11 protein-coding genes are annotated in these 12,807 nt (G+C 63.8%); 6 read left to right on the forward strand and 5 right to left on the reverse strand.

Annotated features, from left to right (window positions below; all coding sequences use genetic code 11):
* The 5 genes from ACX3P1_RS00510 to ACX3P1_RS00530 all read left to right on the forward strand — a co-directional run bounded on the left by ACX3P1_RS00510 (nt 1) and on the right by ACX3P1_RS00530 (nt 5,676).
* Nucleotides 1-1,482 carry a mannitol dehydrogenase family protein gene (locus ACX3P1_RS00510; RefSeq protein WP_459077572.1) on the forward strand — a complete coding sequence of 494 codons (1,482 nt, stop codon included), beginning with the start codon at nt 1-3 and terminating at the stop codon, nt 1,480-1,482.
* Nucleotides 1,483-1,588: 106 nt separating this feature from the next.
* Entirely contained in the window at nt 1,589-2,779 is a 1,191-nt protein-coding gene (locus ACX3P1_RS00515; RefSeq protein WP_459077903.1) for an extracellular solute-binding protein, read from the forward strand.
* Between the two features lie 77 nt (nt 2,780-2,856).
* Nucleotides 2,857-3,924, forward strand: coding sequence for an ABC transporter ATP-binding protein (locus tag ACX3P1_RS00520; RefSeq protein ID WP_459077573.1), 1,068 nt, complete (start codon nt 2,857-2,859; stop codon nt 3,922-3,924).
* Nucleotides 3,925-3,932: 8 nt separating this feature from the next.
* A complete protein-coding gene (locus ACX3P1_RS00525; protein WP_459077574.1) occupies nt 3,933-4,829 on the forward strand; it encodes an ABC transporter permease in 897 nt (298 codons plus the stop codon).
* A gap of 1 nt (nt 4,830) precedes the next feature.
* Nucleotides 4,831-5,676 carry an ABC transporter permease gene (locus ACX3P1_RS00530; RefSeq protein WP_459077575.1) on the forward strand — a complete coding sequence of 282 codons (846 nt, stop codon included), beginning with the start codon at nt 4,831-4,833 and terminating at the stop codon, nt 5,674-5,676.
* Between the two features lie 88 nt (nt 5,677-5,764).
* On the opposite strand, the gene ACX3P1_RS00535 is transcribed toward ACX3P1_RS00530, so the two are convergent.
* The 5 genes from ACX3P1_RS00535 to ACX3P1_RS00555 all read right to left on the reverse strand — a co-directional run bounded on the left by ACX3P1_RS00535 (nt 5,765) and on the right by ACX3P1_RS00555 (nt 11,473).
* The gene (locus ACX3P1_RS00535; protein WP_459077576.1) at nt 5,765-6,781 is read right to left on the reverse strand and encodes a Gfo/Idh/MocA family protein; all 1,017 of its coding nucleotides are present in this window, start codon (nt 6,779-6,781) and stop codon (nt 5,765-5,767) included.
* The gene (locus tag ACX3P1_RS00540) at nt 6,778-7,803 is read right to left on the reverse strand and encodes a Gfo/Idh/MocA family protein (protein ID WP_459077904.1); all 1,026 of its coding nucleotides are present in this window, start codon (nt 7,801-7,803) and stop codon (nt 6,778-6,780) included. Before ACX3P1_RS00540 ends, ACX3P1_RS00535 begins: the two co-directional genes overlap by 4 nt.
* 4 nt (nt 7,804-7,807) lie before the next feature.
* Nucleotides 7,808-8,992 (reverse strand): ABC transporter substrate-binding protein, encoded by a 1,185-nt coding sequence (locus tag ACX3P1_RS00545; RefSeq protein WP_459077577.1) that lies wholly within the window; start codon nt 8,990-8,992, stop codon nt 7,808-7,810.
* A 220-nt stretch (nt 8,993-9,212) separates the two neighbouring features.
* Entirely contained in the window at nt 9,213-10,406 is a 1,194-nt protein-coding gene (locus ACX3P1_RS00550; RefSeq protein ID WP_459077578.1) for an ABC transporter substrate-binding protein, read from the reverse strand.
* A 14-nt stretch (nt 10,407-10,420) separates the two neighbouring features.
* Nucleotides 10,421-11,473, reverse strand: a complete 1,053-nt coding sequence (locus ACX3P1_RS00555) for an N-acetylglucosamine-6-phosphate deacetylase (protein WP_459077579.1) — start codon at nt 11,471-11,473, stop codon at nt 10,421-10,423.
* A 92-nt stretch (nt 11,474-11,565) separates the two neighbouring features.
* Here ACX3P1_RS00555 and ACX3P1_RS00560 point away from each other — a divergent pair, with 92 nt between their 5' ends.
* Nucleotides 11,566-12,792, forward strand: coding sequence for an ROK family transcriptional regulator (locus ACX3P1_RS00560; protein WP_459077580.1), 1,227 nt, complete (start codon nt 11,566-11,568; stop codon nt 12,790-12,792).
* Nucleotides 12,793-12,807 lie beyond the last annotated feature (15 nt).

Consider the following 12,807-nt stretch of genomic DNA (forward strand, 5'->3'; position numbering starts at 1 on the left):
ATGGCGCAGCGGCTTTCCAATCGAACCCTTGACGACCTGTCGGCGGGGATCGCACGCCCCGCCTATGACCGCAGCGCCATGCAGGCTGGGATCGTGCATCTCGGCATCGGCGCATTCCACCGCGCGCACCAGGCCGTCTATACCGATACGGTGCTGGGCAGTGGCGATCTGCGCTGGGCAATTGTCGGCGCATCGCTACGCAGCGCCGATACGCGCGACGCGCTGGCCCCGCAGGACGGGCTTTACACGGTGGTGGCGCGCGACGGCGATGGCGAACGGCTGCGCGTCATCGGCTCCATCGCGGGCCTGCTCGTAGCCCCGGAGAACCCCGAGGCGCTGCTTGCCGCGATGGCGCATCCGCAGGTCAAGATCGTGTCGCTGACGGTCACCGAAAAAGGCTACTGCCATGCGCCGGCAACCGGCGCTCTCGACGAGGCGCATCCCGACATTCGCCACGACCTCGCCTCGCCGGGTGCGCCGCGCACGGCAGTCGGCTTCATCGTCGAGGCGATCGCGCGCCGGCGCGCCGCAGGCAGCGCACCGTTCACGCTGCTGTCATGCGACAACCTTCCGGCCAACGGGCGGACGCTGAAGCGCGTCGTTTCGCGTTTCGCCGAACTGCGCGACCCCGATCTCGGCCGTTATGTCGCCGATGAAATCGCCTGCCCGTCGACCATGGTCGACCGCATCGTACCCGCGACCACGGATGGCGACCGCAATTCCGTTGCCGAGGCGCTCGGCATGGAAGATGCCTGGCCGATCGTCACCGAACCGTTCTCGCAATGGGTGATCGAGGACTATTTTCCATCGGGGCGGCCGCAGTGGGAACAGGCCGGCGCTACCTTCGTCAAGGATGTGGACGCCTATGAGTTGATGAAGCTCCGGCTGCTCAACGGTAGCCACTCCACGCTCGCTTATCTCGGCTATCTCGCCGGCCATGAAACCGTGTCGGATGCGATGGCGGCGCCCGGCTTCGGCCCGCTGGTCGAAGCGTTGATGGACGATGAGGTCACGCCGACCCTGCCCCGGCTCGCCGGAATAGACCTCGACGCCTACAAGGCGGAACTCTTGGCGCGTTTCCGGAATCCGGCGCTGCGCCACCGCACATGGCAGATCGCCATGGACGGCTCCCAGAAGCTTCCGCAACGGCTTCTCCACACCATCCGCGACCGGATCGCGGCGAAGGCGCCGTTTGCGCGGCTCGCGCTCGGTGTCGCGGCCTGGATGCGCTATGCAGCAGGTACGGACGAAAAGGGCAATCGCATCGACGTGCGCGATCCGCTCGCCGAAACCATGCGCGACCGCGCGCAAGGAGCCGGCTCGGCTGCCGAGCTGGCGGCTGCCTTTCTGCGCCTGGAGCAGGTTTTTGGCACCGACCTTGCGGCCATGCCGGAATTTCGGGCTGCCGTCGAATCCGCATTGACCGACTTGTTGAACGACGGCGCATCCGCCACGGTGGCGCGATGGGCCGACCGGCGGTGAGGCAATCGAACAGAAAGCGGTTGTCTTTAGTGACTGGTAGATTAATATATCAAAACTGAAACCCTGCCCGACAAGACAGGATCACCCAGTGGAGGAGATGAAGATGATCAAGATCACCCGCAGGCAGGCAGTCGGCGGATTGGCCGGCATGGCGGCGCTGCCGGCTATGCGCGCCTTTGCCCAAACCGCTGCTACCGGGGCCGCCAAGGCGCCGACCTCGCCCGTTTCCATCAATGTCGTCGACGTCGCCGGCAATCTGGCGCTGACCCAAAAGGCGATCGAGAACTACAAGACAGCCAAGCCGGAATGGGTGTCGAACATCGTATTCACCAAGGCGCCCGCGCCGGAGCTTCCGGGCAAGATCAAGGCGCAGCAGGCGGCGGACCGCGTTGACATCGACCTCGTGCTCACCGGAACGGATGCGTTGGCGGCGGGCCTGGAGATGGATTTGTGGGTCAAGCTTTTGCCGGATGAATCGGGGGCCTTGCCGAATCTGGCCGATATCTATCAGGAGCCGGCAGTACGCATGCAGTCGCTGGCCAAGGACCATGGCGTCGTCGTCACCTATTATCCGTCCGGGCCGCTGCTCGAATACATGCCCGACAAGGTCAAGACGGTGCCGACCACGGCGGAGGAGCTTCTGGCCTGGGCCAAGGAAAATCCGAACAAGTTCCTTTATGCACGCCCGGCCAATTCCGGCCCCGGCCGCACCTTCCTGATGGGCCTTCCCTACCTGCTCGGCGACACCGATGCCAACGATCCGGTCAAGGGCTGGGACAAGACCTGGGCCTACCTCAAGGAATTGCACAAATACATCGAGTACTATCCGACCGGCACCGGCGCTTTGATGAAGGAACTCGGTGAAGGCACGCGTGACATGACGGTGACGACGACCGGCTGGGACATCAACCCGCGCGTTCTCGGCGTCGTGCCGAAGGAAGCCAAGGTAGCGGCGCTGAAAGGCTTCCATTGGGTTGCCGACGCCCATTACATGTGCGTGCCGAAAGGCGTCAGCGAGGAAAAGATGGCGGTGTTGAAGGATTTGATGGCCTTCCTTTTGACACCCAAGCAGCAGGCCTACACCTATGACGCGGGCTATTTCTATCCCGGCCCGGCGGTCAAGGGCGTCACGCTCGACATGGCCCCGCAGGAAAGCCAGGACGCAATCGCCGAATATGGCCGGCCCGAATATGCCGACCTGATCGCCAACAATCCGATCGAACTGCCGCTGCAGCCCTCGGACATGGTCACGGCATTCCGCATCTGGGACGAACAGGTCGCCGCCATCGCGAAATGACGCGTCTCTGACGGTCGGCACTTGATACGATCCGGGCATGCCGCTCGGATCGTCTGCAACAATGGGGTTACGAACGGATGCTGCTTGCCTCGTCGAAATTCGACGAACTCCGCCTCGATCACATGAGTCGAAAGTTCGGCTCCGTGAGCGCGCTGAGTGACGTTTCGCTGACCGTCCGCAAGGGGGAGTTCATCGCGCTGCTCGGCCCTTCGGGCTGCGGCAAGTCGACCGCGCTGAACTGCATTGCCGGCTTGCTCTCCACCACCGGCGGCAGCATCTATCTCGACGACAAGCGCATCGACCAGCTTAAGCCGGAAGACCGCGGCTTCGGCATGGTCTTCCAGAATTACGCGCTGTTCCCTCATATGACGGTCAGGGCCAATATCGGCTTCGGCCTGAAGATGCGCGGCACGCCCAAGGCCGAAATCGCCAAGCGCGTCGACGAGGCGCTGGGGCTGGTGCGGCTGGAGACGCAGGGTCACAAACTTCCCGGCCAATTGTCCGGCGGCCAGCAGCAGCGCGTGGCGATTGCCCGCGCCATCGTCATCGAGCCGCCGCTGGTGTTGATGGACGAGCCGCTCTCCAACCTCGATGCGAAGCTGCGCCTCGAAATGCGCGCTGAAATCCGGCGCATCCACAACCAGTTGGGGGCGACCACGCTGTACGTCACCCACGACCAGGACGAGGCCTTGTCGCTTGCCGACCGCATCATCGTTTTGAGCGACGGCAAGATCCGGCAGGTCGGCGCGCCGCGCGATCTCTACGAAAGCCCCGACCATCTCGACGTTGCCGAATTCATGGGCTACCGCAACCGGCTCACCGGCAAGGTCACGGCACGCGACGGCGACATCGGTACGGTCAAAGTCGGCGACGTCAGCCTTTCCGGCAGGCTGCGCGACGATCTCGCCATCGGCGCGCAAGCCGTGATCGCAGCCCGCGCGGACGACGTCACCATGACCGCCAAGGGCGCCAGCACGCTCGATGCGACGGTCGAAACCATCGAGTATCGCGGCCGCGAATTCGTCGGCACGGCGCGCGCCGAAGATGGCATGGAGCTTATCTTCCACGCCAAGCGGGCCGCGTCGATCGGAGACACGGTTTCGCTCTCGATCGATCCTGCCCACGCCCTGATCTACGCGGCGTGAGGGCGGCGATGTCGACGCTCGATCATACGCCCCCTCCGTCGCTGCGCCAGCGGCTGGCCGTGCACGGTATCGATGGCGTCACGCTTCTGGTGTTTCCCGCCGCCCTGTTCACGCTGGCGATCTTCGTCTACCCGTTCCTCTACGGCCTGCTTCTGTCCTTCGAGCCGAAGGAAGGCGGGATGCTCGCCAATTATCAGCGCTTCTTTTCCGATCCGTTCCTCTACAACACCATTGCCACGACGCTCTGGCTGGCGGTGCCGGTCACCGTCATCAGCCTGACGCTGGCGCTGCCCATCGCCTTTCGCGTGCGCCTGATGACGCACCAGCGCATGTTGACCACCATCCTCGTTCTGCCGGTCACGCTGGGCACGGTGCTGGTGGCGGAAGGGCTGCTCAACTATCTCGGCCCACAAGGCTGGTTCAGCCGCACGCTCATGCTGTTGGGCATCATCGGCAGCCCCGTGAAACTCACCAACAATTACTGGGGCGTTTTCGCCTCGCTGATCATCACCGGCTTCCCGTTCACGTTCCTTTTGACGCTTTCCTACGTGACGGGCATCGACCCGGCGCTGGAACAGGCGGCAGCGACCCACGGCGCCCGCTCCTGGCAGCGCTTCCGCTACGTTTTCCTGCCGCTTCTGGTCCCCGGCCTGGCCATCGCCTTCCTGCTTTCCTTCGTGCAGGCTTTTGCCGTCTTCCCGTCGGCAATCCTGCTCGGCGCGCCGGCCGGTCCGACGCGCGTCATCTCGATCGCGGCCTACCAGGCCGCCTTCGAGCAATATGACTACTCCATGGCTTCGGCCATCGCGATGATCATGGCTGGCGTGCAACTGGTCATCGTCGTCGCCATCCTGATGCTGCGCAACCTATTCTATCGCGGCGCGACCGCCGGCGGAAAGGGCTGACATGATCCGCGATACATCCATCGGCGCTAAGCTCTGGATCACCGCAATCTGGGTGGTGGTGGGCTTCTTCATCCTCAACCTCGCGGCGATGATCGCCACCGTCATCCTGTCGTCCTTCGGCACGCGCTGGCTGGGAACGTGGATTCCCGCCGGCTTCACCACCCGCTGGTACTTCTCCGCCTGGGCGGAATTCCAGCTCTACGACATCCTGATCGTGACGTTCCAGATCGCCTTCACCGTGGTCGCCCTTTCGGGCCTGCTCGGGGTCACTGCGGCGTATGCGCTGGCGCGGCGCGATTTTCCCGGCAAGAAGCTGGTCATGCTCCTGTTCCTGCTGCCGCTTCTGGTTCCGCCGATCACCTTCGGCATTCCGCTGGCGACCGTGCTCTATCAATCGGGCGTGGGCGGCACTTTCTGGGGCGTGGTGCTGGCCAACCTGGTGCCGACGGTGCCCTTCGTCATCCTGGTGATGATCCCGTTCATCGAGCAGATCGATCCCAAGATCGAGGCGGCGGCGCGCGTCTTCGGGGCCAGCACGTTCCAGCTTTTTATCCATGTCCTGCTGCCGATGCTGGTGCCGGGCATTCTGGCGGCGCTTCTCCTGGTTTTGGTTCGCACCATCGGCATGTTCGAACTGACCTTCCTGACGGCCGGTCCGACCAGCCAGACACTCGTCGTGGCGCTGTATTATTCGGTCTTCGCCTCGGGCGTTCGCGCCGTACAGTCGATCGACGCGATGGCGGTGATCTACATGATAACGACGCTGATCTGGCTCTTGATCGCGCTGCGCTTCGTCAACCCGACGCAGATCGTGGCGCGCGCCAAGCAGCAGCCCGCCTCCACCTGACAAGAGCTTGTCTTTCCGCCGCATGATCGCGGCGGAAAGACCGCTTTCTGAGGTAGTCTCGAAAACGTTTCAGATTTTGAAGGGGGCGTTATACCGGCTGGTTGCTGGTAGGATCGGCGCGGATGATGCTGGCGATCAGGCGTTGCGTTGCCAACGCTTCTTCTCCCGTCACAGCGGGATCACGGCCTTGCGCAACCGCATCGGCGAAATCGGCAATCAGCGCACGGTGCGCGTCATGGGGAAAGTCCATGATGGCGGCGCCGCTGCCGGTCTTCCCTTCCGCCTCGACACGCTCTTCGCGCCCGTCGAGCCAGGCAATGTTCAGCGCCCCGCCGGTCAGCGTGGCCGTGCCGAGCGAGCCGATGATCTCCATGGTTTCAGGCGAACCGGGATAGGCTGCGGTGGTCGCCAGCAGCGAAGCCGGTGCGCCGTTGTCGAGTCGCATCAGGGCGGTGACATGATCCTCGGCTTCCATCTTGTGCAGGCTGGTCGTCGTTACCTGCGAGGCCAGCACATCGACCTCTCCCAGCAGCGAGCGGAACAGGTCGATGACATGGATCGCCTGCGACAACAAAACGCCGCCGCCGTCCCGCGCGAAACTGCCGCGGCCGGCCGCATCGTAATAGGCCTGCGGTCGCCACCACGGAACACGCAAGCTGGCTGCCTCGACCGTGCCGATGGCGCCTGCGGCCAGTATTTCGCGCAGCCGCAGGCTGGCCGGTCGGAACCGGTGTTGCAGCACGACGCCAAGAAGCAGGCCCGTTTTTCGCGCCAGCGCCACCAGATTTTCGGCACGCGCCAGCGTCGTTTCCAGCGGCTTTTCCACGAGCACATGCTTGCCGGCGGCAAGGGCTGCCTCGGCTATCTCCAGATGCGCGTTGGCCGGCGTCAGCACCAGCACCGCCTGGACCTCCGGATCGGCAATCGCGGCGGCGATATCCGTTGTCACGGGGAAGGGAAACTGGCCGGCAAAGGCATCTGCCGTCGCCTGGCTGCGACTGGCCGCCCATCTAACCTCGATCCTGTCAGCAAGATCGACGAGGCTCTTCGCATGCGGCAGCGCCGCCGGACCGAGGCCGATCATGGCGACACGTAGCCTGCTCATCGCGCGTTCCTTTCCTTGGCCGTCACGACGACGGCCCCGGCCTGCGCCTCAAGCGCCAGCCGACAGACGGTGAAGACATGTTCCTGCGCCGTCGCGGTTTCGGTGCGATCCCGCACATCGGCGAGCAGGCGTTCAAAATAGCTGATCTTTTCGCCCGATGCATCGAAATGGCGCGTGCCTTGGCCATCGACCATGAACACATGATCGGTGCCCGGTCGCCCGGCGATGTCGACATATTTCCGCAGTTCGATCGTGCCCTTGGTGCCGAGCAGGATCAACCGCCCGTCGCCCCAGGTCGGCAGTCCGTCAGCGGTGAACCAGTCGACGCGGATATAACCGCTCGCTTTATCGGAGCGCAGCAACACATCGCCGAAATCCTGGAAATCCGGGATATCGGGTGCGCCGTAATGGCCGATGGCGCTCGATACGATACGGGCATCGGAAGAGCCGGTATAGAACAGGAACTGGTCGATCTGATGCGAGGCGATATCGACGAGAATGCCACCATAGTTCGCCGGATCGAAAAACCACGCCGGGCGCAGCGGTCGGTTGAGGCGGTGCGGACCCAGGCCAGTCACATGGATGACCTCGCCGATGGCGCCGTCCATTACCAGCTTCGTCGCCAGCGTCGAGGCCCGCGTCAGGAAGCGCTCGGAAAAGCAGATCGAAAAAATGCGTCCCGTGTCGCGCACCGCCTGCCGCACTGCGGCAACCTGCTCGAACGTGGTCAGGCCGGGCTTGTCGGCCAAAACGTCCTTGCCGTGCCGCATCGCCTCGATGGCAATGCCGGCCCGGTCCGACGGGACAGCGGCCGTGACGACGAGATCGACGGCGGGGTCGTCGAGCAGGCGCTGCCGCTCGACCGCCGCGATCTTCGGGAAACGCTCGGTGCTGCCGGCGGCTACCTTGGGATCGGTCGTCGCGGGATCGTAGCCGGCGCACTCCGCGCCGGCATCCAGAAGCCCACCGATCAGGTCATAGACATGACGATGATCGATGCCGATAACGGCAAACCGCATCAGTCCGCTACTTCGTCTTGTTGGCGCCGACCTCGCGGTCCCATTTCTCGAAGGCGGCAACCAGCGCTGCCGGCTTCAGGGGCGCTTCGACCGGGAACTTCTTAATCAGCTCGTCATATTGCGGACGGCCGAATTCGGCGATCGCATCCTGGCTTTCCTTGGGTGCTGCGCTGAGCGGCACGTCCTTGACCGCCGGGCCGGGATAGAAATAGCCCTTGTCGTAAGTGTAGGCCTGTTGCGCCGGCTCGAGCATGAAGGCCATGAGCTTGACCAGCACCGCGACCTTGTCGTCGGCCACGCCCTTGGGAATGCACATAAACTGCGTGTCTGGCACCCAATGCGTGCCTTCCAGCGCAAACGTCTCGATCTCCTTCGGCACGATGCCCAGCACGCGCGGGTTGATATCCCAGCCGAAGGTGGACACGATCATGTCGCGGGTGCCCTCGGCCAGTTCCTTCATCGTCACCGTGGTGCCGGACGGATAGTAGTCGATGCCTTCGTCCATTTCCTTCAGATAGGCCCAGGTCTTCTCCCAGCCATTGATCGGGTCGGACGGATCCTTATCGCCGAGGATGTAGGGCATGGCCATCAGGAAGGTCCAGCCCGGCCCCGAGTTTACCGGCCGCGCATAGCAGAACTTGCCGGGATTGGCCTTTACCCATGCCAGCAGTTCCTCGGCATTCTTGGGGATCGTCTTGACCCTGTCGGGCGCATACTCGAACAGCGGCCCCGACGGCGAATAGACGACGGCCACGCCTTCGTTCTGGCCAAAATTCTTCTGCATCATCAAGGCGCTGTCGTGATAGACGTCCTCGGCCTTGGGCAGCGCCTGAGGATATTTCGTCCACACGTCGATCCACAGACCCTGCGTGATGCCGTCCGACATGGCGCCCGGCCCCGTCAGCACCAGGTCGATGTCGACCCGGTTGGCCGCCTGCTGCGCGGCAAGCTTGGCCGGCAGTTCGGGCGACGGCGCGCGCGAGAAGGTGATCTTGGAAACGATTTCCGGATTTTCCTTGGCGAATTTCTCGATTGCCGCCTGGGTAAGCTGCAGATTGCCCGCAACGTCGATGATGTTGAGCGCCACCGGCGAAGTGGGAAGGGCAAGCTCATCGGCGAATGCCCTGCCAAAGGGCAGCGCGGCAAAACCGGCCAGCCCGCCAAGCGCCTGGCGGCGTGAAATCGTGAACATCGTCGTCCTCCTCAAATATCTCATGGCAAAGCGACGTTGCTGCGCTTTCGCCCGGCTCCTCCGGCCAAATGATATATTAGTCTATTAGTATTCGAAGGCAACGAAAAACGAGTACCTCACGCCGGACAGATGGAACGCCGGACGAAGCACGGCATTTCAGGCGGCTGCACGTACAAAAAGGCCGACCGCTCGACGCGGCCGGCCTTTGTCGGGCGAAGCCTCAGGACTTCTTGGCGCCGACCAGTTCGTCCCATTTGCGGAAGGCGACGATCATCTTTTCCGGCGGCAGCGGCAGTTCGATCGGGTTGTCGGCGATGAGGCCGGCATATTCGTCCCTTCCGTAGCGCTTGACGATGTCCTGGCTGTGCTGCGGCGCCATGGAGACAGGCACGTTCTTCACAGCCGGGCCGGGGTAGAGATAGCCCTCGTCATAGGAATAGGCCTGCGCCTCGGGGGTGAGCAGGTGCGCCATCAGGTCGAGCACCACGGCGAGCTTGTCGTCGGAAATGCCTTTGGGAACGCACATGAAAAAGGCGTCCGAAACCCAGTGAAAGCCCTTGAGCGTGCCGATCTTCGCCGATTCCGGCACGATGCCAAGTGCGCGCGGATTGATGTCCCATCCCGTGGTCGAAATGATGATGTCGCGGCTGCCTTCCCCGAATTCCTTCATGGTGACGCCGGTGCCGGCCGGGTAATAGTCGATATACTGGCCGATCTCGGCCAGATAGGCCCAGGTTTTCTCCCAGCCGTCGACGGGGTCCTGCGGGTCCTTGTCGCCGAGCAGATAGGGCAGGCCCATCATGAAGGTGCGGCCGGGGCCGGAATTGGTGGGCCGAGCATACATGAAGCGGCCCGGATTGGCCTTCGCCCAGGCAAGCAGCGCCTCGGCCGAATCTGGAACGTCCTTCACCCGCTCGGGCGCGTATTCGATCAGCGGGCCGGAAGGATAGTAGTTCACCACGACGCCGTAGCCCGCTCCTTGCACCTTGTGCAGCGCCAGGGCGGCTGGTTCGTAGTTGTCCTCGATATTGGGAAACTTGTCGTTATAGTCCGGCAGCAGCTTGATCCATGTGTCGTTGGCAAGGCCAGCGGCCAGCCCGTCGGACCCGGTCAGCACCATGTCGATATCGACGCGGTTCGCCGCCTGCTGCGCGCGCAGCTTTCCGGCAAGCTCGGTTACCGGCGCCTTGGTGAACACGATGCGTTCGGCGCGCGCGGGATACTTCTTGGCGTAGTCCTCGAACGCCGGCTGCGAAAGCGCCAGCGCGCCGCCCACGTCCATCACCGAGATGGTGACGGGCGAGGCCGGCAGCTTGGGCGATTGCGCCCAGGCCCCCGTCGTGCCGGCGAGGAACGTGCCGCCGATGCCGCCGAGAACGGTGCGGCGGCTTACCTTGAATTCATGAGCAGTCATGGCTGTTTTCCTTCCTATTTTGTCGTTTGCCGATCGTATTTGCGTTCTTCGTCGCCGACGCGCACGCGGGCGACGGTCATGTCAGGTGTCCACTCGATTTCGCTCGTGGGCAGGCGAAGGCCGTGCGCGTCCAGAACGGGCTGGAGCAGCGCCATCGCGTTGGTCGAAGCCATGTCGACGGCCTGCGCGAAACCGGCGATGCCCCAGCGCACCAGGTTGCGCACGGCGTCGTCCAGGCATAGCGCCGACCCGGCAAGACCGATGCCGCCCGGAACGCGGACCGAGCCGTCGGCGTGGCTCTCGACCTGCATCCCGGCAAATTGGTAAAGGCCGCGCGGCGCACCGGCTGCCGAAACGGCATCGGTAACGAGGATCGACCGCTCCAGCCCCTTTGCCTGGATAAGAGCTTTCAGGGCACCTGGCGGAACGTGAATGCCATCTGCGATGAACGTCGCGGCGAGGCGGTCTTCGGCTAGTTGGGCAAACAGGGTATTGTCCAGCTTCGGCAAGGTTTGCGGCAACCCGTTGCCGAGATGGGTGGAAAGGGCAGCGCCCGCGTCCGCCGCCTGCGCCGCAAGATCGAAGCCGCAGGCCGAGTGGCCGATCGAAACAAGGAGGTTGCGCCGCTTCATGGCCCGTATGAAGGCGATGCCGCCTTCCACTTCGGGCGCCAGCGTCGTCAACAGGATCGGGCGCGCCAGTTTCGGCTGCAGGCGCTCGATAAGCGCGGGGTCGGCAGCCGTCATCGCCGATGCCGGATGGCATCCGCAATAGCCGGGGGCGGGATTGAGGAAAGGGCCTTCCAGATGATAGCCGGGGCACATGAGCGGGCCGAGGCGGCTCTCTGAAACCGCTTTGTCCAGGGCGCTGAATCGCGCCGCCAATTCATCCGGCCTTGCAGTGATGACCGTCGGCAGGCAAGTTGTCACGCCGCACGCCAGAAGGGCCTCCAGCGCGCTGTCGAGTTCCGCCGCCGTCAATGTGTCCGAGTTGAAATCGACGCCGGCGAAGCCGTTGATCTGCATGTCGACCAGGCCGGAAGTGAGCATGATGCTGCCGATCGCCAATGTTGCGCTGTCCAAACACTACACGGGTCGAAACCGCTTGCAAGCAATTTTTGAATAATGTTATCCGAAAAGAGAATTGAAAGTTACCCGGCATGCTGACGCTCGATACCACCGATTTCGCGGACGCCCATCAGCGCGACTGCGCGCGCGTCATCGCCAACCTGCACGATGGCGGCGGCAAATCCCGCGCGGCGCTCGCCGCCGAACTGGACATGACCTCGATGGCGACGTCGCGCGCCATCGCAGACCTGATCGGCAGGGGCATCATCGAGCAAAGCGTCGGCCAGGCGAGCGGCCGCGGCAGGCCGCCGGCGCACATCGTCTTGAACCCCGGCTGCGCGGGCGCGACCGTCCTTCACGTTTCCAGCCAGGAACTGATCGGCGTCCTTGTCGATTTTCGGGGAACTATCCTCGCCCGACAAACCGCCCATGTCCCGGCCGATGCCGACAAAGCCCGCATGACGGCGGCGATGCGGGGCCTTGTCGCGACGCTGAGCGAAAGCTGCCCGCTGGGCATGCGCCACATCGGAACGTCGGTTACCGTTTCGGGCATCGTCGACGTGAAGACGCGGATGTGGATCTTGACGTCGCGCTGGCCGAACGTTCGCGACTTCGACGTCGGCGAGGCGCTTGAAGGCATCACGCCGCGCGTGTTCCTGTTTCGCCAACTGGATGTCGAGTTGAGCGCCCGTTACGCCGCCACCGGCGAAAGTGCGATCGAAGGCGTCTTCATCCTGCACTGGGGCTGGGGTGTCGGCCTCGCCTACCGCGCCGGCGGCGATTCGCCGATGCACCAGGGCGGCCCGTTCGGCGAGATCGGCCATTGGCGTTTCAATGTCCTGAAAGACCGCCCCTGCGGTTGCGGCAACCGGGGCTGCCTCGAAACGGCCGTTTCGCTATCGGCCCTGCTGCCGGTCATACGGGAGAAATATCCGTGGGCTTCGGTGGAGGAGGAACTGCTTTCCAGTCAGATCGCAACGATGGACCTGGTGGATATTCCCGAAATCCGCACCGCCGTCGATCTCATGGCGCGCGCGCTGGGCAACGCCTGCCGGCTGCTTTTCCCCGAGAAGGTATTCATCACCGGGCCGTTTACCGGCAATGCTGGCATCTACGGACTTCTGCGCGCCCGTTTCGAAGCGGAAGGGCTGGTCGGCACGTTGCGCCTGCCGATCCTGATCGCCGACCGCTCCAGCCTAGACTATGTCGTCAAGGGCGCGGTACAGCCGCTTCATGAAACCGCCGTGCGCGTGCTGCTTGGTGCCGATGGGGCCAAAGCGGCACGGCAGCAAAGCAGGCGGCGAAGTCAGACACGCTAAAAGTTGGGTGACCCG

This window comes from Mesorhizobium sp. A623 (assembly GCF_054489405.1).

What these genes read in the sequence shown, in the direction of transcription:
- ACX3P1_RS00510 (WP_459077572.1), top strand. Translation starts at nt 1, where the DNA reads ATGGCGCAGCGGCTTTCCAATCGAACCCTTGACGACCTGTCGGCGGGG.
- ACX3P1_RS00520 (WP_459077573.1), top strand. Translation starts at nt 2,857, where the DNA reads ATGCTGCTTGCCTCGTCGAAATTCGACGAACTCCGCCTCGATCACATG.
- ACX3P1_RS00525 (WP_459077574.1), top strand. Translation starts at nt 3,933, where the DNA reads ATGTCGACGCTCGATCATACGCCCCCTCCGTCGCTGCGCCAGCGGCTG.
- ACX3P1_RS00530 (WP_459077575.1), top strand. Translation starts at nt 4,831, where the DNA reads ATGATCCGCGATACATCCATCGGCGCTAAGCTCTGGATCACCGCAATC.
- ACX3P1_RS00535 (WP_459077576.1), bottom strand. Translation starts at nt 6,781, where the DNA reads ATGAGCAGGCTACGTGTCGCCATGATCGGCCTCGGTCCGGCGGCGCTG.
- ACX3P1_RS00545 (WP_459077577.1), bottom strand. Translation starts at nt 8,992, where the DNA reads ATGTTCACGATTTCACGCCGCCAGGCGCTTGGCGGGCTGGCCGGTTTT.
- ACX3P1_RS00550 (WP_459077578.1), bottom strand. Translation starts at nt 10,406, where the DNA reads ATGACTGCTCATGAATTCAAGGTAAGCCGCCGCACCGTTCTCGGCGGC.
- ACX3P1_RS00560 (WP_459077580.1), top strand. Translation starts at nt 11,566, where the DNA reads ATGCTGACGCTCGATACCACCGATTTCGCGGACGCCCATCAGCGCGAC.